25 protein-coding genes and 5 tRNA genes are annotated in these 23,104 nt (G+C 64.1%); 15 read left to right on the top strand and 15 right to left on the bottom strand.

All coding sequences use genetic code 11. The annotated features are described in order from the left end of the window. A partial coding sequence (locus ACI1V7_RS26240; protein WP_404535373.1) for an IS3 family transposase occupies positions 1-109 on the top strand: 109 nt, incomplete at its 5' end. Between the two features lie 15 nt (positions 110-124). On the opposite strand, the gene ACI1V7_RS26245 is transcribed toward ACI1V7_RS26240, so the two are convergent. Next, the gene (locus ACI1V7_RS26245) at positions 125-571 is read right to left on the bottom strand and encodes a hypothetical protein (RefSeq protein WP_404535210.1); all 447 of its coding nucleotides are present in this window, start codon (positions 569-571) and stop codon (positions 125-127) included. 725 nt (positions 572-1,296) lie between these two features. Further along, positions 1,297-2,208, bottom strand: a complete 912-nt coding sequence (locus ACI1V7_RS26250) for a LysR family transcriptional regulator (RefSeq protein ID WP_404535213.1) — start codon at positions 2,206-2,208, stop codon at positions 1,297-1,299. A 175-nt stretch (positions 2,209-2,383) separates the two neighbouring features. Between ACI1V7_RS26250 and ACI1V7_RS26255 the strand changes: the two genes are divergently transcribed. Further along, positions 2,384-2,866, top strand: a complete 483-nt coding sequence (locus ACI1V7_RS26255) for a VOC family protein (protein WP_404535215.1) — start codon at positions 2,384-2,386, stop codon at positions 2,864-2,866. A 248-nt stretch (positions 2,867-3,114) separates the two neighbouring features. Here the strand turns inward: ACI1V7_RS26255 and ACI1V7_RS26260 are convergent. The 6 genes from ACI1V7_RS26260 to cysS all read right to left on the bottom strand — a co-directional run bounded on the left by ACI1V7_RS26260 (position 3,115) and on the right by cysS (position 9,315). Beyond that, positions 3,115-3,208, bottom strand: a tRNA-Ser gene (locus ACI1V7_RS26260). 99 nt (positions 3,209-3,307) lie between these two features. Continuing rightward, positions 3,308-4,555, bottom strand: a complete 1,248-nt coding sequence (locus ACI1V7_RS26265) for an aspartate kinase (RefSeq protein ID WP_404535217.1) — start codon at positions 4,553-4,555, stop codon at positions 3,308-3,310. A 153-nt stretch (positions 4,556-4,708) separates the two neighbouring features. Further along, on the bottom strand, positions 4,709-6,130 hold the full coding sequence (gene tilS / locus ACI1V7_RS26270; protein ID WP_404535219.1) for a tRNA lysidine(34) synthetase TilS: 1,422 nt from the start codon (positions 6,128-6,130) through the stop codon (positions 4,709-4,711). Next, entirely contained in the window at positions 6,127-7,104 is a 978-nt protein-coding gene (locus tag ACI1V7_RS26275; protein WP_290414183.1) for an acetyl-CoA carboxylase carboxyltransferase subunit alpha, read from the bottom strand. The genes tilS and ACI1V7_RS26275 overlap by 4 nt, the downstream gene beginning before the upstream one ends. A 117-nt stretch (positions 7,105-7,221) precedes the next feature. Beyond that, complete coding sequence (locus ACI1V7_RS26280; protein ID WP_404535221.1) at positions 7,222-7,890, bottom strand: DNA-3-methyladenine glycosylase family protein; 669 nt, start codon at positions 7,888-7,890, stop codon at positions 7,222-7,224. A 27-nt stretch (positions 7,891-7,917) separates the two neighbouring features. Then, a complete protein-coding gene (gene cysS / locus ACI1V7_RS26285; RefSeq protein WP_404535223.1) occupies positions 7,918-9,315 on the bottom strand; it encodes a cysteine--tRNA ligase in 1,398 nt (465 codons plus the stop codon). Positions 9,316-9,584: 269 nt separating this feature from the next. On the opposite strand from cysS, the gene ACI1V7_RS26290 reads away from it, so the two are divergent. From ACI1V7_RS26290 to ACI1V7_RS26300, 3 genes are all read left to right on the top strand, one after another. Beyond that, positions 9,585-10,190, top strand: coding sequence for a peptidylprolyl isomerase (locus ACI1V7_RS26290; RefSeq protein ID WP_404535226.1), 606 nt, complete (start codon positions 9,585-9,587; stop codon positions 10,188-10,190). A 112-nt stretch (positions 10,191-10,302) separates the two neighbouring features. Then, positions 10,303-10,797: a peptidylprolyl isomerase gene (locus tag ACI1V7_RS26295; protein ID WP_404535228.1), complete on the top strand. Its 495-nt coding sequence runs from the start codon at positions 10,303-10,305 to the stop codon at positions 10,795-10,797. A 59-nt stretch (positions 10,798-10,856) separates the two neighbouring features. Continuing rightward, on the top strand, positions 10,857-11,642 hold the full coding sequence (locus ACI1V7_RS26300; RefSeq protein ID WP_404535230.1) for a UDP-2,3-diacylglucosamine diphosphatase: 786 nt from the start codon (positions 10,857-10,859) through the stop codon (positions 11,640-11,642). Positions 11,643-11,716: 74 nt separating this feature from the next. Here the strand turns inward: ACI1V7_RS26300 and ACI1V7_RS26305 are convergent, their stop codons facing one another. Beyond that, positions 11,717-12,241 carry a hypothetical protein gene (locus ACI1V7_RS26305; protein ID WP_404535232.1) on the bottom strand — a complete coding sequence of 175 codons (525 nt, stop codon included), beginning with the start codon at positions 12,239-12,241 and terminating at the stop codon, positions 11,717-11,719. A gap of 216 nt (positions 12,242-12,457) precedes the next feature. Between ACI1V7_RS26305 and ACI1V7_RS26310 the strand changes: the two genes are divergently transcribed. From ACI1V7_RS26310 to ACI1V7_RS26325, 4 genes are read left to right on the top strand one after another with little or no spacing between them, the layout of a single operon-like run. Next, positions 12,458-12,823 (top strand): GntR family transcriptional regulator, encoded by a 366-nt coding sequence (locus ACI1V7_RS26310; protein WP_404535235.1) that lies wholly within the window; start codon positions 12,458-12,460, stop codon positions 12,821-12,823. After that, positions 12,820-13,701 (top strand): ABC transporter ATP-binding protein, encoded by an 882-nt coding sequence (locus tag ACI1V7_RS26315; protein WP_404535237.1) that lies wholly within the window; start codon positions 12,820-12,822, stop codon positions 13,699-13,701. Before ACI1V7_RS26310 ends, ACI1V7_RS26315 begins: the two co-directional genes overlap by 4 nt. Further along, positions 13,698-14,687, top strand: a complete 990-nt coding sequence (locus tag ACI1V7_RS26320) for a hypothetical protein (RefSeq protein WP_404535239.1) — start codon at positions 13,698-13,700, stop codon at positions 14,685-14,687. Before ACI1V7_RS26315 ends, ACI1V7_RS26320 begins: the two co-directional genes overlap by 4 nt. Positions 14,688-14,697: 10 nt before the next feature. Further along, complete coding sequence (locus ACI1V7_RS26325) at positions 14,698-15,504, top strand: hypothetical protein (protein WP_404535241.1); 807 nt, start codon at positions 14,698-14,700, stop codon at positions 15,502-15,504. A gap of 6 nt (positions 15,505-15,510) precedes the next feature. On the opposite strand, the gene ACI1V7_RS26330 is transcribed toward ACI1V7_RS26325, so the two are convergent. From ACI1V7_RS26330 to ACI1V7_RS26350, 5 genes are all read right to left on the bottom strand, one after another. Continuing rightward, the gene (locus ACI1V7_RS26330; RefSeq protein WP_404535243.1) at positions 15,511-16,212 is read right to left on the bottom strand and encodes a YceH family protein; all 702 of its coding nucleotides are present in this window, start codon (positions 16,210-16,212) and stop codon (positions 15,511-15,513) included. Between the two features lie 17 nt (positions 16,213-16,229). Beyond that, a complete protein-coding gene (gene cysE / locus ACI1V7_RS26335; RefSeq protein WP_404535245.1) occupies positions 16,230-16,967 on the bottom strand; it encodes a serine O-acetyltransferase in 738 nt (245 codons plus the stop codon). Positions 16,968-17,327: 360 nt separating this feature from the next. Further along, complete coding sequence (gene rlmB / locus ACI1V7_RS26340; protein WP_404535248.1) at positions 17,328-18,074, bottom strand: 23S rRNA (guanosine(2251)-2'-O)-methyltransferase RlmB; 747 nt, start codon at positions 18,072-18,074, stop codon at positions 17,328-17,330. 3 nt (positions 18,075-18,077) lie between these two features. After that, entirely contained in the window at positions 18,078-20,729 is a 2,652-nt protein-coding gene (gene rnr, locus ACI1V7_RS26345) for a ribonuclease R (protein ID WP_404535251.1), read from the bottom strand. Between the two features lie 169 nt (positions 20,730-20,898). Further along, positions 20,899-21,069 carry a hypothetical protein gene (locus ACI1V7_RS26350; protein ID WP_404535253.1) on the bottom strand — a complete coding sequence of 57 codons (171 nt, stop codon included), beginning with the start codon at positions 21,067-21,069 and terminating at the stop codon, positions 20,899-20,901. A 14-nt stretch (positions 21,070-21,083) separates the two neighbouring features. On the opposite strand from ACI1V7_RS26350, the gene ACI1V7_RS26355 reads away from it, so the two are divergent. The 4 genes from ACI1V7_RS26355 to ACI1V7_RS26370 all read left to right on the top strand — a co-directional run bounded on the left by ACI1V7_RS26355 (position 21,084) and on the right by ACI1V7_RS26370 (position 21,545). Next, positions 21,084-21,168, top strand: a tRNA-Leu gene (locus tag ACI1V7_RS26355). 44 nt (positions 21,169-21,212) lie between these two features. Further along, positions 21,213-21,297 (top strand) — tRNA-Leu (locus ACI1V7_RS26360). Positions 21,298-21,337: 40 nt separating this feature from the next. Continuing rightward, a tRNA-Leu gene (locus tag ACI1V7_RS26365) sits at positions 21,338-21,422 on the top strand. 38 nt (positions 21,423-21,460) lie between these two features. Continuing rightward, positions 21,461-21,545, top strand: a tRNA-Leu gene (locus ACI1V7_RS26370). 106 nt (positions 21,546-21,651) lie between these two features. Here ACI1V7_RS26370 and cueR read toward each other — a convergent pair. After that, the gene (gene cueR, locus ACI1V7_RS26375; RefSeq protein WP_404535255.1) at positions 21,652-22,062 is read right to left on the bottom strand and encodes a Cu(I)-responsive transcriptional regulator; all 411 of its coding nucleotides are present in this window, start codon (positions 22,060-22,062) and stop codon (positions 21,652-21,654) included. 99 nt (positions 22,063-22,161) lie between these two features. Here cueR and ACI1V7_RS26380 point away from each other — a divergent pair, with 99 nt between their 5' ends. Then, the gene (locus tag ACI1V7_RS26380; RefSeq protein WP_404535257.1) at positions 22,162-22,362 is read left to right on the top strand and encodes a hypothetical protein; all 201 of its coding nucleotides are present in this window, start codon (positions 22,162-22,164) and stop codon (positions 22,360-22,362) included. Between the two features lie 100 nt (positions 22,363-22,462). After that, a complete protein-coding gene (locus ACI1V7_RS26385; protein ID WP_404535259.1) occupies positions 22,463-23,017 on the top strand; it encodes a phasin family protein in 555 nt (184 codons plus the stop codon). Positions 23,018-23,104: the final 87 nt, after the last annotated feature.

Below are 23,104 nucleotides of genomic sequence, written 5' to 3' on the forward strand. Positions count from 1 at the left end.
CGACTACATCGAGATGTTCTACAATCCGAAGCGGCGCCACAGCTTCAATAAACGGCTGTCGCCAGTCGAGTTTGAAAAGCGGCATTTTTTACGGCTGCAGAGTATCTAGGAAAATGGTGGCGATTCAGGGATCGGAAATCTCTTGTATCGCCAGGACTTTCATCATATGCGTCTTCGCTCTAGTGACTATTTCGTCCTCGGCATAATTTTCATGTACGAGTGCAGCCGCTCTTCGCATCTCTGCTAGGTCGCCACCGCCCGAAAATTTGAGCAGGTCTTGCCAGTAAGGTACTGCTACAACAATGGCGAGAAACTCACTGAGATTGGAACCGACCTTACCTGCCTGGCCTTCTGACGTTACGTAAAGGATTGGCATTCCGTCGAAGTCGCCGTTGCCATACGCAAGAAATGCGCCGCCGGTGCTTTCGCCTGCGATCACAAGGAACCTATGTTCCGGGGAGATCCTGATCCACGAATAGTTCCCTGAAGCGCGATCGATATCGAAATCATAGGCCTGTGCGAGGTCGTCAATAACTGCGCGAGAATCTTGTAAATCTGTAAGCTTGATCATTAGCTGAGAGTGTATTTGACTTCACCTGCTGCCTGAGTAAAAGGTCCGCTCCTGGCCGAACCCGGCCGTTCGGCTCAGCATAGCAGGTTGCCGAGCTGAAAAAGTCTCGAACTGTCACTCCAAGCCGCTGTGGAGCTAAAGCGGACTTTTCAAACGGTCTGTTCGTACCGTGCTTTAAGGTCAGCCCTCAAGAAGCTGAGACTTGCGCTCGCGACTGTCGTCGGTTGCGAAAAAGATATCCCTTCCGCATTAATAAAATACGTCATGTCATCAAATTGCAACCATGGTGCGGTATGGTGCCGAGCTTCATCTAGTTGATTTGCATGAATCGACTTTTACCGCCAGCTTCGGCTGGCGGATTTTTGGTCCCGTCAACATCTATGCCCTCCCCATTGCTTTCTAAGTCCGATCCAGACTTGCCTTTGCCATTCCTGTGTAACCGCTACCATGCTCAACGACTTGGCCAAATTTTACTGAAGCATCAATTTTTGGCGGCAACGTACAGCGGCAAAACTAGCAGCCTAATGTCCACCGCCGACTAAACGTTATCTTGCCAAAGGGAAACAGGTTCAATGTCGAGCAAATTACAGCGTCATTGGGCTAATCGATATGTTTTTCCATGCCTTCCACTCCACCGAAGACCTTTTGGCAGCCAATCGGATGTGGACGATTGAAAACCGCTGGTTGCATCTACTCGGACTAACGGAAACTTTGCGGTGTAAGCGCTAGTTCAGCGATTCGGCAGTGATCAGGTCCACGAATGCCCGCAACGGCGCAGGCATACGCCGGCCCGAAAAGTACAGCCACGGGCCTTCAAAGGTTTGCCACCATTCCTCTAGCACGGGTTCAAGCGCGCCTCGTTCAAAATACGGGGTAAGCCAATTCCTGAACGTACAGATCAGGCCGTGTCCAGCGCACGCGAGCTCGATACCTGCGACAGCCGCATCGACGCCGATGATCAGACGACCTGGAGGATCTACCGTGACGGTTTCCCCGCTCCGTTCGAAATCCCAGGCCGTCAGTGCACCACTGGAAAAACGGAGGCGCACGCAGGCATGTTGCATGACTTCAGTCGGATGCATTGGACGACCGCGCGCTTCTAGGTACGATGGGGCCGCCGCAAGGGCGAGCTGCTGGTAACGCGGCCCAATCCGTATCGCGACCATGCCCTGGGATAGGTGCTCCCCGTAGCGGATACCGGCATCACAGCCGTGGGCGATGGTATCGATGAGCCGATCATCCACGACCAGCTCGACCCGCACTTGCGGATGACGTACGAGGAAGCGGTCGATCAACGGCGGCAGGATATCGACCATGACCGATCCGGCGACGTTCAACTTCAGAACGCCTCGCACGTCCGTTCCTGCATCGTTCACGTCACGCAAAGCAGCACGGGCCTCGGCCAGCAGCGGCGCCAGGCGTGCCTGGAGCTCCCTTCCCGCTTGCGTCGGCATGATGCTGCGCGTATTACGGGTCAATAGCGGCACACCCAACTGCGCTTCCAAACGCGAGATGATCTCGCTGACATTGGACGGCGACAAATGGAGCCGTTTGGCTGCGGCACGGAATCCCCTGGCTTCGCACACCATGACAAAGACTGACAAATCATCCAGCGACGGTTCGTGATTGTTCTTCATGGCGAACAGTCTATTCGGCCGCAACCCGATTATCAATCGAGATGACTCCGGATACGATTGATGCCGTGGTGGCGCAGATCATGGCCGCCACCTGCCCGTACTAACTGGTCGCCAACGCGAACACGAAAACGCGTCCAACGCGGCCGATCACGATCCAGATTTGTCAGGAGATGTCATGGTTTCTTTGAATACCGCAGCACCCGCTGCCTCATCCAGTCCATTCGCCTCCTGGAAAGGCGACCACGTCGGTATTCGAGTACCGGACTTCGACGCCGCGGCGACCTGGTACACCGGAAAACTCGATTTCCGCATCACGCACACCATGCCGTTGGGCGAAAAAATGCTGGCGTTCCTGTCACCGCCGGCGGACGACGACTTCCGCATCGAATTCATTGCCGGGCCGGGGTGCGGGGTCCGCCCCAGCTACGAGCAACTCGGCGACACCCACGCCGATGGCGGTTGGCACCATCTATGCCTGCGCGTGGATGATGTCGACGCTGCGATAGCCGAGCTCAAGCGGCGTGACGTCAGGATCGTCAGCGAAGCGCGGGATGCTCCGGGCCTGGGCCTGCGTTTTGCTTTTTTCAGCGATCCTTGGGGCAACCTGATCGAACTCATGCAACCAATCGCTGGGTCGGCAACTCTCGGCGACCACTAGTAACCGATGTCGATCCACGTGGCGCCGATGGTCTTCAAGGACAACGGCGTGAGGTCGATGCCTGGTGCTTAGCAGTTGTCACGCCGAGCAGGTTTTACTTGTCAGCCACCCGCGATTTCCATCCGCGAAACAATGAAGAGACTTTAGAAGCAAACAACCCGCAAGCCTGGGCCTGGGGGCTGGGGGCTGCGTCCCTGGCCGCGGAAAAGAAAAAAGCGACCTTGCGGTCGCTTTTTTCTTTGAATCTTTGGCGGAGGCGGTGGGATTCGAACCCACGATACAGGTTTAAGCCCGTATGCTTCCTTAGCAGGGAAGTGCCTTCGGCCACTCGGCCACGCCTCCAATCAGCTTCACAGTGTTGCTCGTTGTCGCTGAGTGCACGCATATTAATGGCCACACTTCATTTGGTCAAGGAAGCACGGCCATTTTTTTTAGAAAACGTTAAGCTTGCTCCAGCGCAAAGGCCTTATGCAGCGCGCGTACGGCCAGCTCCATGTATTTCTCGTCGATCAGCACCGAAATCTTGATCTCGGAGGTCGAGATCATCATGATGTTGATGCCCTCTTCCGACAGCGTGCGGAACATCTGGGAGGCGACGCCGACGTGGCTGCGCATGCCCACGCCCACGGCCGAGACCTTCGAGACCTTGCCGTCGCCGACCAGGCGGGCGAAGCCCAGGACGTCCTTGTTCGCTTCCAGCACGGCCATGGCGCGCTGGTACTCGTTGCGCGACACGGTGAACGTGAAGTCGGTTTTACCGTCGACCGACACGTTCTGTATGATCATGTCGACCTCGATGTTGGCATCGGCGATCGGGCCCAGGATGTGGAAGGCGACGCCCGGCTTGTCCGGCACGCCCAGCACGGTGATTTTGGCTTCATCGCGCTGGAAGGCGATGCCCGAGATGACGGCTTGTTCCATATTACTTTCTTCCTCAAACGAAATCAGGGTGCCCGACTTGGCTTCCTCGTCGAGCGGCATCATGGGGTCGGTCAGCGACGACAGCACGCGCGTCGGCACGCGGTAGTTGCCGGCGAATTCGACGGAGCGGGTCTGCAGGACCTTCGAGCCCAGCGAGGCCAGTTCCAGCATTTCCTCGAACGTGATCTTGGACAGGCGGCGCGCCTCGTCGACCACGCGCGGGTCGGTCGTGTAGATGCCGTCGACGTCCGTGTAGATCAGGCATTCGTCGGCCTTCAGCGCGGCCGCGATGGCCACCGCCGACGTGTCCGAGCCGCCGCGGCCCAGCGTGGTGATGTTGCCGTGGTCGTCGACGCCCTGGAAGCCCGTGATGATCACGATCTTGCCGGCGTCCAGGTCGGCCTGCACGCGCTTGTCGTCGATCGACTGGATGCGCGCCTTGGTGAATGCCGAGTCGGTCTTGATCCCCACTTGCCAGCCGGTGTACGACACCGCGTCCTTGCCGCGCGCCTGCAGCGCCATCGCCAGCAGGCCCACCGACACCTGTTCGCCGGTCGAGGCGATCATGTCCAGTTCGCGCGGGTCCGGCTGCGGCATCAGTTCCTTGGCCAGCGCGATCAGGCGGTTGGTTTCGCCCGACATTGCCGACGGGACGACGACGATACGGTGGCCGGCATCATGCCATTTTGCGACGCGGGCTGCGACGTTCTTGATGCGGTCCGTCGAGCCCATCGACGTACCGCCATATTTGTGGACTATAAAGGCCATGCTGGGGGATTTCCGCTTGTAAAAAATCAAAAGAGCCTTTTACTCTACATGCTGCTATGCAGAATAACAAGCTGTCATCGGCGGAAAACTATATGGAATTGGAATATCGACATGCGGTAACGGCATGAGGCCTTACCGCCTGTCGATACCTGTCTAGACAGGCGCGACGGTCGATTCCCAGCGCAGCGCGATGCGGCCCGGACCGGCGCCCAGATGGCGGCAATCCATGCCGAGCCCGGCCGCGAACAGCAGGTCGGCGCCATTGCCCACGATGGGCAGGCGGGTGCGTTCCCAGGCCGGGACGCCGCTCGCCTGGAACAATTGCTTGAGGCTGCGCGTGGGCCGGTTCGCGGCGAGCTTGAGTTTCTCGCCGCCCTTGCGGAAGTCGATCTCGAGCGGCTGGGCACGCAGCCAGGCGGCATCGAAGCCGTGCTCCGCGCCGTCGAAATACAGCACCCCGCCGTAGTCCGGGAAGGCGATGCTGCCCTGCCCTTCCCAACGGAATGCCTGGGCATATTTCTCGATGATGCCGGCGTCGTACGGGTCGCGCATGCCGGCCAGGTCGGGCAGCCTGGGCACGAGGTACAGGCGGTCACGGTGGCGGCGCACCTCGCATTCGGGATGCGCCACCAGCAGTTGCGCGTCTTCGCGCGCCGACAGCGTCTGCGCGACCATCTGCGCCAGCAAGGCCGTCGACGGCATTGCCAGGCGGCGCACGGCGAACCAGTGGCGCAGCAGGTTGTTGATGCGGTCGATGCTGAGGGAGCGCAGCCGGGCGAGATCGAGGCCGTCGCCGTCGAGGCAGGCGGCCAGGTCCTGCGCCGCCAGCTCGTCCAGCAAACGGCGGGCCGACTGCACGTGCAGGCTGGACCGGGCGATGCGCCCCTGGAAGCCCGGGAACAGCTGGTCCAGCACGGGCATCACCTGGTGGCGCAGCGCATTGCGGGTATAGCGCGGGTCGGCATTCGATTCGTCCTCGACCCAGGCGATGCCGCGCTGCCGCGCATGGGCTTCGAGTTCGGCGCGGGCATGGGCCAGCAGCGGACGCCCCATCACGAGGCGTTCGTCGCCCAGCAGGGCCGGCGCGCGGTTGGCGCCGTCCATGCCCGACAGGCCGGACGCGCCGGAACCGCGCAGCAGTTGCAGCAGTACGGTCTCGGCCTGGTCGTCCTGGTGGTGGGCGGTGAGCAGCAAATCGACACCGTGCGCGCGGCACATGGCGCCCAGCGCCGCGTAGCGGGCCTTGCGCGCGGCCGCCTCGATGCCGCTCCTGCCCTTGTCGACGGCGACGGCGCGCGTGTCGAAGGGGATGTCCAGCGCGGCCGCGCTGGCGGCGCAATGGTCGCGCCAGGCATCGGCGTTGGGACTCAGGCCGTGGTGGACGTGGAAGGCGAACAAGACGCCGCCGTGCGCGCGCACGTGGTCGGCGGCGAGGTCCAGCAGGACCATCGAGTCGAGGCCGCCGCTCAAGGCGACGGCAATGCGGGGGGAGGCGTCGGGGAAGTACGGTTCGCGCAGGCCCTCGATGAACCGGGTCAGCGCCTGCGCGACGCTTGCAGCAGGATGGGAACTCACTCTTCGCGCGGCAGCGTTTCCTTGAACTTCCCGTAGGCCATCAGCTTGGCGTGGCGGGCGTCCAGCAGGTCCTTGGTCTTCATGCCCTGGAACTGGCGCAGCGTGTCGGCCAGCGCGCGCTTGAGCAGCTGGGCCATCGCCTTCGGATCGCGGTGGGCGCCGCCCAGCGGTTCGTTGACGATCTTGTCGATGAGGCCGATGGCCTTCAGGCGGTGCGCGGTCAGGCCCAGCGCGTCGGCCGCTTCGGCGGCGCGCTCCGAGGTCTTCCACAGGATCGAGGCGCAGCCTTCCGGCGAGATGACGGAGTACGTGGAGTACTGCAGCATCAGCACGGCGTCGCCCACGGCGATCGCCAGCGCGCCGCCGGAGCCGCCTTCGCCGATGATGGTGGCGATCAGGGGCACCTTCAGTTCGGCCATCACGTACAGGTTGTGGCCGATGGCTTCGGACTGGCCGCGCTCTTCGGCGTCGATGCCGGGGAACGCGCCCGGGGTGTCGACGAAGGTAAAGATCGGCAGGTTGAATTTCTCGGCCAGCTTCATCAGACGCATGGCCTTGCGGTAGCCTTCCGGACGGGGCATGCCGAAGTTGCGCATCGCGCGCTCCTTCGTGTCGCGGCCCTTCTGGTGGCCGATGACCATGCAGGACTGGCCGTTGAAGCGGGCCAGGCCGCCGATGATCGACTGGTCGTCCGCGAAGGTACGGTCGCCGTGCAGTTCGTGGAAGTCGGTGAAGATCGCGTTCACGTAGTCCATCGTGTACGGACGCTGCGGGTGGCGCGCGATCTGCGAGACCTGCCACGGGGTCAGCTTGGCATAGATGTCTTTCGTCAGCTGCTGGCTTTTCTTGGCCAGGCGGTCGATCTCTTCCGAGATGTCGACGGCCGAATCGTCCTGCACGAAACGAAGCTCTTCAATTTTGGAATCGAGCTCGGCGATCGGTTGTTCAAAACTGAGGAAAGTGGTTTTGGTCATTGTACCTCCGGGGTTGTTTCTGGCCGCGGAAGATCGTCCGCGCGGCATCAAGGAGCCTTGAGAAACCAGCGTATATGAACGACAAGTTTTTCGAGAGTCCCAAAAAAGGGGGCTATTTTATACTGGAATCGGGTCCAGGCTACGCCATAAATACCATGTGGCAACGGTCCGCCATGGCTCCCAGTTCGCCGCCACCTCGCGCGCATCGCTGCGCGAGACGGGCTCGCCCGAGAAATAATTCTGGCTGATGCCCTGGATCAGGCCGGGGTCGTCCAGCGGCAGCACGTTTGGCCTGAGCAGATTAAATATCAAAAACATCTCTGCTGTCCAGCGCGTGATGCCGCGGATCTGGACCAGTTCCGCGATCACGGCCTCGTCCTCCATCTGCGACCACTGGTCGGCGTGCACGCGCTTCGCCTTGAAGTGGTCGGCCAGGTCGAGGATGTATTCGGTCTTGCGTTTCGACAGGCCACAAGCGGCCAGTTCGGCGGCGCCCACCTTCAGGATCTGGGCCGGCGTCATCTTCGGGCTCAGCGTGCGCAGGCGCGTCCAGGCCGCTTCCGCCGCCTTCACCGTCACCTGCTGGCCGACGATGGAACGTGCCAGCGTGGTGAACGGGTCGGGATGGCCGCGCAGCTGCAGGTCCCCGAACTGGGGGATCAGCTTGTTCATGATGCGGTCGCGGCCCATGAGCTCGGCCTTCGCCTCCGCCCAGTACGCCGGAACGTAGGGCGGCGCTTCAGGCAGCGCCTGATCGGCGCCCGCGAGGTCCTTGGAAAGTGCCATGCTCTGCTGTCGTCCGGAAAGCGGAGGTCAGGCGCGGCGCCAGTTGGTGCTGCCGTCCGGCTTGTCTTCCAGCACGACCCCGGCCGCCGTCAGTTCGGCGCGGATGGCGTCGGCCTCGGCGAAGCTGCGCGCCTTCTTGGCGGCGGCGCGGCGCGCGATGGCGTCCAGGATGGCGGCTTCGTCGAGGGCCCCCTCGCCCGGATTGCCGGCTTGCAGGAAGGCTTGCGGGCTGCGTTCCAGCAGGCCCAGCACGCCGGCCAGCGCCTTCAATTGGCGGGCATCGGCCAGCGACTTGCTGCGGTTCACCTCGGAGGCCAGGTCGAACAGTTCGGCCACGGCGAGCGGCGTATTGAAGTCGTCGTCCATCGCGTCGCGGAAACGCTGGGCATGGGCCTCGTTCCAGTCGACGGCGACGGAATCGCTGCCGAGGTCGATGCCATTCAGCGCCGTGTACAGGCGCGTCAAGCCGCCCTTGGCGTCGTCGATGTGCACGTCCGAATAGTTCAGCGGGCTGCGGTAGTGGGCGCGCAGGATGAAGAAGCGGATGACTTCGGCATCGTATTTCTTGAGCACGTCGCGGATCGTGAAGAAATTGCCCAGGGACTTGGACATCTTCTCGTTGTCGACGCGGACGAAACCGTTGTGGATCCAGTAGTTGGCCATCGGCGCGCCGAACGCGCCTTCCGATTGGGCGATCTCGTTCTCGTGGTGCGGGAACTGCAGGTCGGCGCCGCCGCCGTGGATGTCGAAGTGTTCGCCCAGCATGGCGCAGGACATCGCGGAGCACTCGATGTGCCAGCCCGGACGGCCGATGCCCCACTTCGAGTCCCACTTCGCTTCCGCCGGCTCGGATGCCTTGGCGGCCTTCCACAGCACGAAGTCGAGCGGGTCGCGCTTGCCTGTATTGACGTCGACGCGTTCGCCCGCGCGCAGGTCGTCCAGCGACTTGCCGGACAGCTTGCCGTAACCGGGGAAGTTGCGCACGGCGTAGTTGACGTCGCCATCCTCGCCCTGGTACGCGAGTTCCTTCGTTTCCAGGCGATCGATGATGGACAGCATCTGCGGCACGTAGTCGGTGGCACGCGGCTGGAAGTCCGGCGCCAGGATGCCCAGCGCGGACGTGTCCTCGTCCATGGCCTTGATGAAGCGCGTGGTCAGCGCCGACATGGTTTCGCCGTTGTCCACGGCGCGCTTGATGATCTTGTCGTCGATGTCGGTGATGTTGCGCACGTACTTGACCTCGTAGCCCGACGCCTTGAACCAGCGGTAGATGACGTCGAACGCCATCATCATCCGGGCGTGACCCACGTGGCAGTAATCGTAGACCGTCATCCCGCACACGTACATATTGACCTTGCCGGGTTGGAGGGGAACGAATGACTGCTTGTCACGCGCGAGCGTGTTGTAGATCTTAAGTTGGCTCATCGGATGTTGGCTAGAGGGTTGGAGCACGACGTGCACGCGCGCATTGCCGGGGATGGGGGCCGGCGCCGGACGTCGGGAATGCCGCCACCAGGCCCGCACCGCGCTTGAACGCGTACGAGCCTGCCGGTTTTTCGCTTTTGATAGAATCGGCAGTCCGTCGCAAAGTATAGCATTGATAAAATCCTGACTGGCCGCATATGCCACAGGTTTATTTTTCGACAAAACCCTTGACACCGCTTTGCGCTCTGTCCACAGAGGAGAACCCACGAATGTTCACGATGAAATCCCCGGGCACGCGCCTGGCCACCCGCTGCGCCACTGCCCTGGCGGCCCTGACCCTGTCCGCCGCCGCCTTCGCGGCCGACGATCCGCAGGTCTCGCTGAAGACGTCGATGGGCGAGATCGTGCTGGAGCTGAACCAGGAAAAGGCGCCCGTCACCGTGGCCAACTTCCTGCAATACGTGAAATCAGGGTTCTACAAGGGCACCATTTTCCACCGCGTGATCGACGGCTTCATGATCCAGGCCGGCGGCATGGATGCCAAGCTGGCCGGCCGCGCCACCAAGAAGCCGATCAAGAGCGAAGCGAATAACGGCCTGTCGAACGTGAAGTACAGCGTCGCGATGGCGCGCGAGGCGAATCCGGACACGGCCACCTCGCAGTTCTTCATCAACGTGGTCGACAACCCCGGCCTCGACTATCCGGAAATGAACGGCGGCTATACCGTGTTCGGCAAGGTCGTGAAGGGCGAGGACGTGGTCGACAAGATCAAGGGCGTCGTCGTCGACGACGTGCGCGGCATGGAAAACGTGCCGGTGACGCCGATCGTGATCCAGTCCGCGACCGTCGTGAAAGCCGACAAGCGGGTAAAATAACGGTCCGATAACCTTGGAAGCGCGCCGAACCTGCTGCGCATTGCAGGTTCGGCCTGCGATGCTCGCGACGGCTTTGCGGGCTTCCATCAACCAACAGAACAGGACAATACAGATGACCACGCTGCTGATGACCACCAACAAGGGCAACATCAAGATCGAACTGGACGCCGAAAAAGCGCCGAAGACCGTTGCCAACTTCCTCGACTACGTGAACAAGGGTCACTTCTCGAACACCATCTTCCACCGCGTCATCAAGGACTTCATGATCCAGGGTGGCGGCTTCGCGCCGGACATGTCGCAGAAGCCGACCGAGCAGACCGTCGAGAACGAAGCCAAGAACGGCCTGAAGAACGACAAGTACACCATCGCGATGGCCCGCACCATGGCCCCGCACTCGGCCTCGGCCCAGTTCTTCATCAACACCAAGAACAATGACTTCCTGAACTACCCGGGCCAGGACGGCTGGGGCTATGCCGTGTTCGGCAAGGTCGTCGAAGGCCAGGACATCGTCGACGAGATCAACACCGTCAAGACCGGTCGCTCGGGCATGCACTCGGACGTGCCGAGCGAGGCAGTCGTCATCGAGAAAGTCGAAGTCGTCCAGTAATCAACGATGGCAGGCGTGACGCGGAGGCGCGCTGCCTCTGCGGTCATCCTGGAAACACGATGACCGTATCGACGGCAGCAGCCGCGCGCACGCTTGCGCTCTTCATCTCCGACCTGCACCTGCAGGCGGCCCATCCGCGCACGGCCGACGCCTTCCTGGCGTTCCTGGCCGAGCGCGCGGTCCACGCCGAGCGGCTCTACCTGCTCGGCGACATCTTCGAATACTGGGCCGGCGACGACGACCTCGCCGACCGGTTCAACCGTTCCATCGCCGCTGCCATCCGGCGCGTGGCCGATGCCGGCACGCGCGTCTACTGGATGGACGGCAACCGCGACTTCCTTGTGAGCTCCGGGTTCGCCGACGCGGCCGGGCTCACGCTGCTGGACGAGCCGCACGTGGAAGACTTCGCCGGCACCCGCATCGTGCTCGTGCACGGCGACGCCCAGTGCACCGACGACGACAAATACATGGCCTTCCGCGCCCAGGTGCGCGATCCGGCCTGGCAAAGCCAGTTCCTGGCGATGCCGCTGGCGCAGCGCAAGGCGATCATCGCGGGCCTGCGCGAAGGCAGCCGTGCCGCTCAGGGCGACAAGTCCTACGAGATCATGGACGTCACCCCGTCCGCCATCGCCGACCTGCATGCGGACAGCGGCGCCGACGTCATCATCCACGGCCATACGCACCGCCCCGCCCTGCACACGGATGCGTCCACGCAGCGCCGGCGCTACGTGCTGCCCGACTGGGAGCTGGACCAGCAACCGATGCGGGGCGGCTGGATCGCCATCGATGGTGCCGGCGTCATTACGCGGCACGCCCTCGACGGCGCAGTCATCCCGGTGGTGTAACGCAGGGTGGGCACCACATGCCCACTAGCGCCGTCGCACCCTCAACTGCCGGTGGGCACGTGGTGCCCACCCTACTAGATCTTTTTCGTTTCCTGCGCCGCAGCCGGCAGCCTGCACCCCTGCGCCACGGCCACGCCCTTCAGGAAGGCGCGCCGCACGGAGCCGGCCATCACGGACTCCGACACCTGGCTCGAGTAGCGCTCGGCGCCGCTCAGCTTGCGCACCCAGCCGCGGAACGGCACCAGGCCTTCCGCCGTTCGCTGCACGGCGCCCACCACCTGGTCGTTCGCCAGCTTGTTCGCCTTTTCCATCCTGCTCGCCTCCTCTTCCGGATCGGGCACGTCGAGGTCGGGGCCGAGCGCCTCGTCCAGCTTGCGGATTTCCAGCGCGATGACGGCGCAACCGTGCGCGGCGGGAAGCAGATAGGGATGTTCCCTCGCGCTGACCAGCACGGCGGGGATATCGACCTTCTTGATTCCCAGGTCGCTCAAGGGCGTGGCGGCGGCCGTGCCCATGCGCGAAGCGGTGTTCGAAGCGCAGCCGGCCAGGAGCGCGAGCAAGGAGGCGACGAGGACCGGCTTCATGGCGTGACGTGGCATAGCGATCGTTAGTTGCAAAAAAGAAACTATCGAAGTCTACGCCGGCCTTGCCGGCATGTCTACCAGGCTTCGCCCCTATCAGTTCTGATAGCCATACCGATCCCGTGTTGACCTCCAGTGAGATGGTGTTGTACCTTACTACCACACCATCTCATTACATCACCGCCGTGGAGGCAGGCATGACACGACAGGCAGCATCACGACAGGAGGCCATCGATGACCATCGGCTGGAATGACAACACACCCATCTACCGGCAGCTGAAGGACAAGGTGATCGGCATGATGCTCGACGGCGCGCTCAAGGCCGGCGACGCCCTGCCCTCCGTGCGCCAGATCGCGGCGGAATACCAGCTCAATCCGATCACGGTCTCCAAGGCCTACCAGGAACTGGTCGACGACAACTTAGTAGAAAAACGAAGGGGGATCGGCATGTACGTCACGGAAGGAGCGAGCGAAAAACTGCTCGCCAGCGAACGCGAGCGCTTCCTGCGCGAGGAATGGCCGGCCATGCTGGAGCGCATCCGCCAGCTCGGCCTGAACGTCGATGTGCTGCTGCGCGACCAGCATGGGAGCCAGTCATGAACACCGTCCTCTCCGCCAAGGGCCTCACCAAGCGCTACGGCAAGCGCACCGCCGTCGACGGCATCGACTTCACCATTCCCGCCGGCCGCATCGTCGGCCTGATCGGCCCCAACGGCTCGGGCAAGACCACGACGCTGAAGGCGGCGCTGGGCCTGATCCCGTTCGAGGGCGAATTGTCCGTGCTGGGCTTCGACCCGCGCACCCAGCGCGACGACCTGATGCAGGACGTGTGCTTCATCGCCGACGTCGCCATCCTGCCGCGCTGGCTGCGCGTGAAGGATGCGATCGACTTCGTGGCCGGCGTGCATCCGCGCTTCGACCGCGCCAAGGCCGAGCGCTACATCGCCAACACCAAGCTGCAGCCGGCGATGAAGGTCAAGGAGATGTCGAAGGGGATGATCGTCCAGCTGCACCTGGCGCTCGTCATGGCCATCGACGCCAAGCTGCTCGTGCTGGACGAGCCGACGCTGGGCCTGGACATCATGTACCGCAAGCAGTTCTACCAGAACCTGCTGGAAGACTATTTTGACGAGCACAAGACCATCGTCATCACGACCCACCAGGTCGAGGAAGTGGAGCACATCCTCACCGACCTTATGTTCATCCGCGACGGCCGCATCGTGCTGGCCGCGTCGATGGAGGAAATCGGCGAGCGCTACATCGAGGTGATGGTCTCGCACGACAAGATCAGCGCCGCCAATGCGCTGCAGCCGATCGACCGCCGCACCGTGTTCGGCAAGGCCGTCATGCTGTTCGATGCCGGCAACGCGGACGGCGCCGGCGCCGGCCTGCGCCAGCAGCTGGCCGCCCTCGGCGAAACCCGCAATCCCAGCGTCGCCGACCTGTTCGTCGCGACCATGAAAGGAAGCTACGCATGAACACGACCACGATGAAATGGCTGCTGCAGCGCGAGTTCTGGGAACACAAGGGCGCCATGTTCTGGGCGCCCGCGATCGTCGGTGCGCTCCTGGTGGTGCTGGTGGGCGGGACCATCGGCTACGGCATCTTCAACTACGGCATGCCGGGCCATGTGACCGTCAACGGACGCACCTTCGGCGGCGACAGCATGCACGTGCTGGTCTCCGCGGACCTGAGGATCATGATCGCGCGCATCGCCAGCAGCTCCTACCTGGCCACCGCCACGCCGCTGCTGCTGGTGCTGTCGGCCGTGGTGTTCTTCTACTGCCTGGGCGCGCTGTACGACGAGCGCCGCGACCGCAGCATCCTGTTCTGGAAATCGCTGCCCGTCTCGGACCCGATGACGGTGGTGTCGAAGGCCGCCACCGCGATGATCGTCGCGCCGCTGATCGCCATCGCCATCGCCACCGTCGCCTCGCTGGCGCTGCTGTTCATCGTCTGCGCCGCCGTGGGCCTGCAGGGCATGAACATGTTCGGGCCCGTGCTGGCCTCGCCCGACCTGTACCTGGGACCCTTGCGCCTCGTCGCCCTGCTGCCCGTCTACGTCGTGTGGGCGCTGCCGACCGTCGGCTGGCTGCTGCTGGTATCGAGCTGGGCGCGCACGAAACCCTTCCTGTGGGCCGTGGGCATTCCCGTCGTCGGCCTGATCCTCATGAAGTGGATCAGCACCGCCCTGCTCAACTTCTCGGGCCAGGAACTGCCGCTGATGCCGGTCGCCCAGGACGTCGTGGCGCGCCTGCTGAGCGGCGTCGTCCCCGGCATCTGGTACACCTATCCCGGCATGCCGCAGCCGCTGCAGCCGACCCAGTTCGGCGTCGACGGCAACAGTATCGTGACGAGCGCCTACGCCTCGCTGGCCGGCATCGACGCCTGGATCGGCGCGGCCGCCGGTGCCCTGATGCTGTTCGGCGCGACCCGCCTGCGCCGCTGGCGCGACGAGGGTTGAGATGGACGCCATGATGAAGCGTCTTTCCGTGGCCGCCGTGCTGGGCCTCGCGTGCTGCTGCGGCATCGCGGGTGCGCAGGACACGGAGGACGAGGGCAAGGACGCAGGCAAGGATCCCGGCACCGTCCACATCAACGCCATCAAGAATCCGGAGCGCTGGACCTACCGCGCCATCGCCGCGGGGCTCGACATGTTCGACGCGCAGCACGCCCTGGCGCCGAACGTCCCGCAGCTGCTGTTCAAGGTCGATACGCGCGGCGACAAGGCCTGGAGCGGAGAGGCACCGCTGGCCCGCATCGCCGCCGACGACTTCTCGATTCCGCTCACGCTCGACGGGGAGCGCCGCTTTGCCGTGGCGCGCAGCCAGGCAGCGTATGACGCGAAGGCGGAACTGGTCCTCAACCGCAAGAAGCGCGACGCCCGGGTGATGCCCTGGGTGCGCACGCCGGGCCTGCCCGACAACCAGCGCCGGCTCGGCGACATCCGCCTCGACTGCAGGGTGATGATCGCCATGGGGAAGGAAGAGGCGCCGTTCTGGGCGGTCGGGCTGGTGAATGGCGTGCTGCTCACCACGGACTGGTGCTCGTGGTTCAAGGGGTTCACGCCGAAAGGCGGCGACCGCAGCTGGCCGCACCACGTCGACGCGAAACTGGCCGCAGCCACGCTGCGCGACGGGGAGCGCAGCCTGGCGCTGAAGGTGCGCGGCAAGTCGTTCAGCGCGCCGATCGGCGACACCAGCTGGAGCAACGACGCCATCGTGGAGCTGGAGTATGCGCCGCCGGAGGTGCCGGAGGCCGTGGCCGCGGCCAAGGAATAGCCGGGCTTACTCGAACTGCTGGCGGAACGCCGCGAACTGCGCCTTGAGCTCGTCGACCTCGCTGCGCAGCGCGGCCACTTCCTGCTCCAGCTGGGCCGTGCGGCTGCCGGACGACGACAATGAGGACGGCACCGTGGGGGCGCTGGCGGCGCCGAATGCGGAGTCGGCGCGCGCCACGTCGATTTCGCCGCCCAGCAGCTGGCCGTAGCGCGGCTCCTTGGTGCCCGGCGCGCGTTCCAGGCGCGCCACGAGCGGCGGGTATTTGTCGACCAGGAACTGCAGCGCCGCTTCCACGTCGGCGACCGACTTGAATTCGTGCAGGCGGCCCGTGCGGGCGCGGATCTCGCCGGCGGTCTGCAGGCCGCGCAGCATCAGCACCGTCAGCACGGCGACCTTGTCCTGCTCGAGCGTCCACTTGATGCGCATGCGGTGCTCGTACTTGACGACGCGGGCGCCGGCCTGCGACATGCCGTTGACGAGCTTGCGCTGCATGAGGCGCTGCAGCGTGTCGTGCACGACGTCTTCCGACAGCTGCATCACGGGATCGCGGCTGGACAGCTGGTTGCAGCCGTTCATGATCGCGTTCAGCGACATCGGATAGTTGTCGGGCGTGAGCGCCTCTTTTTCGGCGAGCACGCCGAGCACGCGGATTTCGAAGGGGTCGAGGTCGGAGGCCGGGTCGAAGGCGCCCGGGATGTTGTCTTGCATTGCGGTCCTCTATGGAATCATTCGACCAGGCGGTTGAGCTGGACCTGGTCGAGTTTATCACTCTCGTCGATGCCCTGGCAGGAAATGCCGGCGCCCTTCAGCGTGGCGCACAGGCGCTCGATCTGCTCGTCCTGCTGGGCGACGTGGTTGATCAGGTTGCGCAGCGCCTTCGACAGCGGATCGTCGCCGTTGGGCGTGACGCCGTAGGCGGCGAACATCTGGGCACTGCGCGACTGCTCTTCCTTGCGCACGATGTGGGCCGGGTTGCCGACCGCCGTGGCGCCCGCCGGCACCGGCTTGACGACGACGGCGTTCGAGCCGATCTTCGCGTACTCGCCCACCGTGAACGCACCCAGCACCTGGGCCCCGGCGCCGACGATCACGCCCCGCTCCAGCGTCGGATGGCGCTTGGTGCCGGCCACCAGCGTGGTGCCGCCCAGCGTGACACCCTGGTAGATCGTGCAGTCGTCGCCGACCACGGCCGTCTCGCCGATCACGACGCCGAAGCCGTGGTCGATGAATACGCGCCGGCCGATGGTCGCGCCCGGATGGATCTCGATGCCCGTGACGATGCGGGCCAGGTAGGAAATGAAGCGTCCCGGCCACTTGAAGCCGGCGCGCCAGCACGCGTGCGCCCAGCGGTGCATGACGACGGCATGCAGGCCGGGATAGCAGGTGAGCACCTCCCAGCCGTTGCGCGCGGCGGGGTCGCGTTGGATGATGCTCTGGATATCTTCGCGCAGCTTGGAAAACATGGGTAGAAACGAAAGCGGGACAGGCAGATGGTAGCCGATCCGCGGCGCATTTGCTTATGAGGGAAATAAAACATGCCCGTCGCCCCCGCGAAGGCGGGGGTCCAATTTCTGTGTGCGCTGACGCAACTCGTGCGACATTGGGTCCCTGCCTTCGCAGGGACGACGTGTGGCCGCGACGCGGCTCATGCGTATATTGGGTCCCTGCCTTCGCAGGGACGACGTGCGGCCGCGTCGCGCCTCATGCGTACATTGGGTCCCTGCCTTCGCAGGGACGACGTGTGGTCGCGACGCGGCTCATGCGTACATTGGGTCCCTGCCTTCGCAGGGACGACGTGCGGCCGCGCAGCGGCCGCATGTCGATTATTGCGGGTCTTTGGCCAGGCGCTGGCGGCGCGCCTCGTACAGGCAGACGCCCGACGCGACCGAGACGTTCAGGCTCTCGACGGAGCCGAACATGGGAATGGACACCAGCATGTCGCAGGTCTCGCGGGTCAGGCGGCGCATGCCCTCGCCTTCCGACCCCATCACCAGCGCCGTCGGGCCCGTGAAGTCGCCCTGGTACAGGCCCTTGTCGGCGTCGTCGGAGGTGCCGATCAGCCAGATGCCGCGTTCCTTCAGGTCGCGCATGGTGCGCGCCAGGTTCGTCACGGTGATGTAGGGGACGGTCTCGGCGGCGCCGCTGGCGACCTTGGCGGCCGTCGCGTTCAGGCCGACGGAGCGGTCCTTCGGCGCGATCACGGCATGCGCACCGACGCCGTCGGCCACGCGCAGGCAGGCGCCCAGGTTGTGCGGGTCGGTGATGCCGTCCAGGATCAGCAGCAGCGGCGGGCCGTCGACGGCGTCGAGCAGCTCGTCCAGGTTGCGCGCCAGCGTCAGCTGGCTGGCGAACGCGATCACGCCCTGGTGGCGGCGGGTGCCGACGATCTTGTCGAGGCGCTCGGCGTCGACGGGCATCACGCGCACGCCGGCCGATTTCGCGTTCGCGATCAGGTCCGTCATGCGGCGGTCCTGGCGCGTCGCGTCGACGAAGATCTCTTCCACGGACTGGGCCTCGTGGCGCAAGCGCGAGGTCACGGCGTGGAAGCCGAAAATCATTTTATTTTTCATCGATTACTTCTTTTTCCTGGTTTTGGATGCTGCTTTCGGCGCTTTTGCGGAAGCGCTCGTTGTGTCCACGGCCTCGGGGGCCGCGGGTTTCTTCGCCGCGCGCTTCTTTGGCGCGGCCTGTTCTTTCTCCACCACCGGAGCGGTGGCGGGGGCGACGACGGGAGCAGCCGCCGGCGCCGGCGCGGCGGCCGGCTTGCCGCGGCGCTTGCGCGAGGTCGGCGGCACGAACACGACGTCGTCGTCGTCGTCGCCGTGGAGTTCGGGCAGCACGGCGGCCGGCTCGGCCGGCGTCACGTGCACTTCCTGGGCGCTGGCGGGCACGCCGCCGTTGCCGTTCTTGCCCTTGGCCTTGCGGCGGCGCGGCGGCTTCGATTCGCGCGCTTCCAGCGCGGCCTGGCGGGCGCGCTCCAGCGGCGCCGGCTCGGCCGTCGCCTGTTCGGCCAGCACGAGGTCGATCTTGCGCGACTCGAGGTCGACGCGGGCCACCTGCACGGTCACGCGGCCGGTCAGGGCATACACCTGGCCGGTGCGCTCGCCGCGCAGTTCGTGGCGCGTCTCGTCGTACTGGAAGTAATCCTGGCCCAGGCCGGTGACGTGCACGAGGCCCTCGACGTACAGCTCGTCGAGCTGGACGAAGATGCCGAACGGGGTCACTCCCGAGATCACGCCGGTGAACGATTCACCCAGGCGGTCCTTCATGTAGAAGCACTTGAGCCAGTTCTCGACGTCGCGCGAGGCTTCGTCGGCACGGCGCTCGTTGGCCGAGCAGTGCACGCCGAGCGCGTCCCAGATCGTCAGGTCCTTCGGATCCTTCTGCTTGCCGTTGGCGCGGTCCTTGGCGGCCTGCTTGCGCGCCGCGTTCGAAATCGTCGTGTTCAGCTTGGACAGGTCGATGTCGGTCGGCTCGTACTTCTTGCCCTTCAGGACGGCCTTGATGGCGCGGTGCGTCAGCAGGTCCGGATAGCGGCGGATCGGGCTGGTGAAGTGGGCGTAGTGCTCGTAGGCGAGGCCGAAGTGGCCGACGTTGTCCGGGCTGTAGACGGCCTGCTGCATCGAGCGCAGCAGCATGGTCTGCAGCAGCGTCGCGTCCGGGCGCTCCTTGATCTTCTGCATCAGCTCGGCGTAGTCGCGCGCTTGCGGCGTGGTGCCGCCGCCCAGGTTCAGGCCGGCCAGCTTGAGGAACTGGCGCAGCTGGTTCAGCTTTTCCTCGGTCGGCACCGCGTGGATGCGGAAGGTGCTCGGCTGGTTGTGGCGGATCAGGAAGTCGGCCGCGCACACGTTCGCGGCGAGCATGCATTCCTCGATCAGGCGGTGGGCGTCGTTGCGGGTGCGCGGGATGATCTTCTCGATCTTGCCCATCGCGTTGCAGACGATGTAGGTCTCGGTCGTCTCGAAGTCGATCGCGCCGCGCTGCTGGCGCGCCTTGAGCAGGGCGCGGAACGCCTCGTTCAGGTTGAGCAGGTGCGGCACGATGGCCGGGCGGCGCGCCGCTTCCGGGCCTTTCGTGTTGCCGAGGATGGCGGCGACCTCGTTATAGGTCATGCGCGCAGCCGAGTGCATCACGGCCGGGTAGAACTGGTAGGCCTTCACTTCGCCTTCGCTGCTCACGACCATGTCGCACACCAGGGTCAGGCGGTCGACGGCCGGGTTCAGCGAGCACAGGCCGTTGGACAGCTTCTCGGGCAGCATCGGGATCACACGGCGCGGGAAGTAGACGGACGTCGAGCGTTCGATCGCGTCGTCGTCGAGCGGATCGCCCGGCTTGACGTAGTGGCTGACGTCGGCGATCGCCACCAGCAGGCGGTATCCCTTGGCGCGGCCGATCTTGACGGGTTCGCAGTAGACGGCATCGTCGAAGTCGCGCGCATCCTCGCCGTCGATCGTCACCAGCGGCACGTCGCGCAGGTCGACGCGTTCGCCCAGGTCGCTGTCGCGTACCTCGTTCGGCAGCTTGTTCGCCTGCTTGACGGCCGCTTGCGAGAAGATGTGCGGCACGCCGAACTTGCGCACGGCGATCTCGATCTCCATGCCCGGGTCGTCCAGCTCGCCCAGCACTTCGACGATCTTGCCGGTCGGCTGGCGGAAGCGCGAAGGCTGCTCGACCAGTTCGACGCTGACGACCTGGCCGCTCTTGGCCTTGCCGGGCGAACCGGCCACGAGGATGTCCTGGCCGATGCGCTTGTCTTCCGGCGCGACGACCCAGACACCGTTCTCGTTCAGCAGGCGTCCGATGATGTGCGTGTTGGCGCGCTCGACCACTTCGACGATCGTGCCCTCGGCACGGCCGCGGCGGTCGGTGCCGACGACGCGTGCCATCACGCGGTCGCCATGCAGCACCTTCTGCATTTCCTTGTCGTTCAAGAACAGGTCGTCGCCGCCCTCGTCCGGGATCACGAAGCCGAAGCCGTCGCGGTGGGCGCTGACACGGCCGGAAATGAAGCTGGAGTGGTCAGTCAGGGCAAACTGGCCGGCGGGATTGGCGCGGATCTGTCCATCCCGCTCCATCGCATTCAAGCGGCGCGCCAGCACGCCTTCCGCTTCCGGGTTGACTTGCAGGGCTCGGGCCACGGCACCGCTATCGAGCGGTCCCTTGGCCTGGCGGAATACGCCGAGGATTTCCTCGCGGCTTGGAATGGTATGAGTTGGGTGCTTCAAATCGTTTTCTTGTTCGGTGTGTTCGCGCTGGATGAATCTGGTCCCATTAATATTCGAGTCCGATTAATCGAGCGCAAGAGTGTTGGATTGACACAGTGACGGGCGTAGTGTACCGGAGTACCGGGTGATTCGCCTAACTTCGTGGCGTAGCGTGCCCCTTTGACATTTTTCATTCATCCGCTATACTTTCGGTCTCTTCGGATACGGCCCAGCCGCAGACGAAGAAAGCCGCGAGATTCGGTGAAGCACGCTGCGCGACAAACGAAAGTTGGTCTAGCGCAAAACGGCAAAGCCTGATATCGTAGCGGAATTCGGCGGCAACGTCGAGCAAATGCAGCAAGAAGCAAGTCCAGCGCCCACGTGGCGGAATTGGTAGACGCGCATGGTTCAGGTCCATGTGCCGCGAGGTGTGGGGGTTCGAGTCCCTCCGTGGGCACCAGCGCCGGCTTGTCGAATGTTGCAGGTAGCATGCAGTGTTGTATTGCCCACGTGGCGGAATTGGTAGACGCGCATGGTTCAGGTCCATGTGCCGCGAGGTGTGGGGGTTCGAGTCCCTCCGTGGGCACCAAATGCTACCCTGTTGTAAATGCTGTCCGGTTGTTTTGATTGCCCACGTGGCGGAATTGGTAGACGCGCATGGTTCAGGTCCATGTGCCGCGAGGTGTGGGGGTTCGAGTCCCTCCGTGGGCACCAAATGCTACCTTGTTGTAAAGCTGTACCGTTGTTTGCATGCCCACGTGGCGGAATTGGTAGACGCGCATGGTTCAGGTCCATGTGCCGCGAGGTGTGGGGGTTCGAGTCCCTCCGTGGGCACCAAAAGCTACCCGGTCTTCGAGACCATTGAATTCTTCGGCGCAAAACGCCGCAATCTTTGCAAAAGGATTGCGGCGTTTTGCGTTTCCGCCGTGGCCTGCCCTTTTCCTCAGTGACACGGGGCGGCCAGGTCGTCCAGGATCGGGCAATCCGAGCGCTGGTCGCCATGGCAGGATGCCGCCAGCGTTTCCAGCGTGCGCTTCATCGCTTCCAGCTCGCCGATCTTGCGGTCGAGTTCCCCGATATGGCTGCGCGCCAGCCGGCGCACGTCGGCGCTGGCGCGGCCCTTGTCCTGCCACAGTGCCAGCAGGTCGGCGATCTGGTCCAGCGAAAAGCCCAGCGCGCGGCCGCGGTGGATGAATTGCAGCACGCGGATGTCCTGGCTGCCGTACAGCCGGTAGCCGGCCTCGGTGCGGCGCGCCGGCGGCAGCAGGCCGATCGATTCGTAGTGGCGGATCATCTTGGCCGTCACGCCGGACGCCTTGGCTACCTGGCCGATATTCATTGCTTCCTTATCCATCGTTGTCCTCCATGCGGTCCAGCATACACCTTCCCACGATGGCAAGGTCAAGGCCGTGCTCCTTGACTTGTGGCCGCAAGCGGTTAAGCTCGGCGGACCATGCACAAGACTTCCCTCCTCCTCATCGCCGGCGTGCTGGCCGCGTCGCTGGCGCAAGCGGGCCCGGCCCCGTGGTACCAATGGCGCAGCAAGGCAGACGGGCAGATGGCCTGTTCGCAGACGTCGCTCGGGTCCGGTTGGGTGAAATTCAGCGGTCCCTATCGTGACGCCCGTTGCGAATTCCGCATACCTGCTAAATAATCGGCAAGATTGAACGCCAATCAAGAACAGAAGGAGTAGTACCCGGCCGCAGCACCTCCGCAGTAGCCGTATAACGAAGACAATTCGCGAGGAGACACCGATGTTCACCAACCCCGAGCAATTCGCATCCGCGACCAAGACGCTGTTCGACCTGCAGATGCAGACCTTCAACGCGCTGGCCAGCAAGGCCGTGCAAGGCGTCGAGCAGGTCGTCGCACTGAACATGGCGACCGCCAAGCAATCGATGGAGAACACGCTGGCCGCGAGCCGCCAGTTCAGCCAGGCGCCCGACCCGAAGGCGGCCATCGACGCCATTTCCGCGCGCATGCAGCCGGGCGTCTCGGAAGCGAGCGCCTACGGCGAGCAGCTGCGCCAGATCATCGCCGACATCCAGAAGGAGTTCCAGCAGGCGGCCGACACGCATCTCGTGGAAGCCAAGAACACGCTGTCGGCGCTGATCTACGACGTCACCCAGAACGTCAAGCCGGGCCAGGAAAACGCCGTCGAGATCATCAAGGCGGCCATCGAAAATGCCTTCCGCGGCTATGAGCAGGTGACGCAGTCGACCCGCGAGGCGATGCGCCGCGTGGAGGAACAGGTGGCGCAGGCGACGTCGCAGTTGCAGAAGGCGGGACAGGCGGCGGCGCCGCAGTAAGTCAACTACGCCGAAACGTCGTCCCGGCGCGGGCCGGGACCCAATTTTGCTCGCGTCGTGGTAACGCCGGCTAAATTAGGCCCCTGC

The sequence above is a fragment of the Massilia paldalensis genome (genome assembly GCF_044901715.1).
GTDB lineage: Bacteria > Pseudomonadota > Gammaproteobacteria > Burkholderiales > Burkholderiaceae_D > Telluria > Telluria paldalensis.

Excerpts from the sequence above, each read along its gene's own strand:
- ACI1V7_RS26245 (WP_404535210.1), bottom strand. The coding sequence starts at position 571 with ATGATCAAGCTTACAGATTTACAAGATTCTCGCGCAGTTATTGACGAC.
- ACI1V7_RS26250 (WP_404535213.1), bottom strand. The coding sequence starts at position 2,208 with ATGAAGAACAATCACGAACCGTCGCTGGATGATTTGTCAGTCTTTGTC.
- ACI1V7_RS26255 (WP_404535215.1), top strand. The coding sequence starts at position 2,384 with ATGGTTTCTTTGAATACCGCAGCACCCGCTGCCTCATCCAGTCCATTC.
- ACI1V7_RS26265 (WP_404535217.1), bottom strand. The coding sequence starts at position 4,555 with ATGGCCTTTATAGTCCACAAATATGGCGGTACGTCGATGGGCTCGACG.
- ACI1V7_RS26275 (WP_290414183.1), bottom strand. The coding sequence starts at position 7,104 with ATGACCAAAACCACTTTCCTCAGTTTTGAACAACCGATCGCCGAGCTC.
- ACI1V7_RS26280 (WP_404535221.1), bottom strand. The coding sequence starts at position 7,890 with ATGGCACTTTCCAAGGACCTCGCGGGCGCCGATCAGGCGCTGCCTGAA.
- cysS (WP_404535223.1), bottom strand. The coding sequence starts at position 9,315 with ATGAGCCAACTTAAGATCTACAACACGCTCGCGCGTGACAAGCAGTCA.
- ACI1V7_RS26290 (WP_404535226.1), top strand. The coding sequence starts at position 9,585 with ATGTTCACGATGAAATCCCCGGGCACGCGCCTGGCCACCCGCTGCGCC.
- ACI1V7_RS26295 (WP_404535228.1), top strand. The coding sequence starts at position 10,303 with ATGACCACGCTGCTGATGACCACCAACAAGGGCAACATCAAGATCGAA.
- ACI1V7_RS26300 (WP_404535230.1), top strand. The coding sequence starts at position 10,857 with ATGACCGTATCGACGGCAGCAGCCGCGCGCACGCTTGCGCTCTTCATC.
- ACI1V7_RS26305 (WP_404535232.1), bottom strand. The coding sequence starts at position 12,241 with ATGCCACGTCACGCCATGAAGCCGGTCCTCGTCGCCTCCTTGCTCGCG.
- ACI1V7_RS26310 (WP_404535235.1), top strand. The coding sequence starts at position 12,458 with ATGACCATCGGCTGGAATGACAACACACCCATCTACCGGCAGCTGAAG.
- ACI1V7_RS26315 (WP_404535237.1), top strand. The coding sequence starts at position 12,820 with ATGAACACCGTCCTCTCCGCCAAGGGCCTCACCAAGCGCTACGGCAAG.
- ACI1V7_RS26320 (WP_404535239.1), top strand. The coding sequence starts at position 13,698 with ATGAACACGACCACGATGAAATGGCTGCTGCAGCGCGAGTTCTGGGAA.
- ACI1V7_RS26325 (WP_404535241.1), top strand. The coding sequence starts at position 14,698 with ATGATGAAGCGTCTTTCCGTGGCCGCCGTGCTGGGCCTCGCGTGCTGC.
- ACI1V7_RS26330 (WP_404535243.1), bottom strand. The coding sequence starts at position 16,212 with ATGCAAGACAACATCCCGGGCGCCTTCGACCCGGCCTCCGACCTCGAC.
- cysE (WP_404535245.1), bottom strand. The coding sequence starts at position 16,967 with ATGTTTTCCAAGCTGCGCGAAGATATCCAGAGCATCATCCAACGCGAC.
- rlmB (WP_404535248.1), bottom strand. The coding sequence starts at position 18,074 with ATGAAAAATAAAATGATTTTCGGCTTCCACGCCGTGACCTCGCGCTTG.
- cueR (WP_404535255.1), bottom strand. The coding sequence starts at position 22,062 with ATGGATAAGGAAGCAATGAATATCGGCCAGGTAGCCAAGGCGTCCGGC.
- ACI1V7_RS26380 (WP_404535257.1), top strand. The coding sequence starts at position 22,162 with ATGCACAAGACTTCCCTCCTCCTCATCGCCGGCGTGCTGGCCGCGTCG.
- ACI1V7_RS26385 (WP_404535259.1), top strand. The coding sequence starts at position 22,463 with ATGTTCACCAACCCCGAGCAATTCGCATCCGCGACCAAGACGCTGTTC.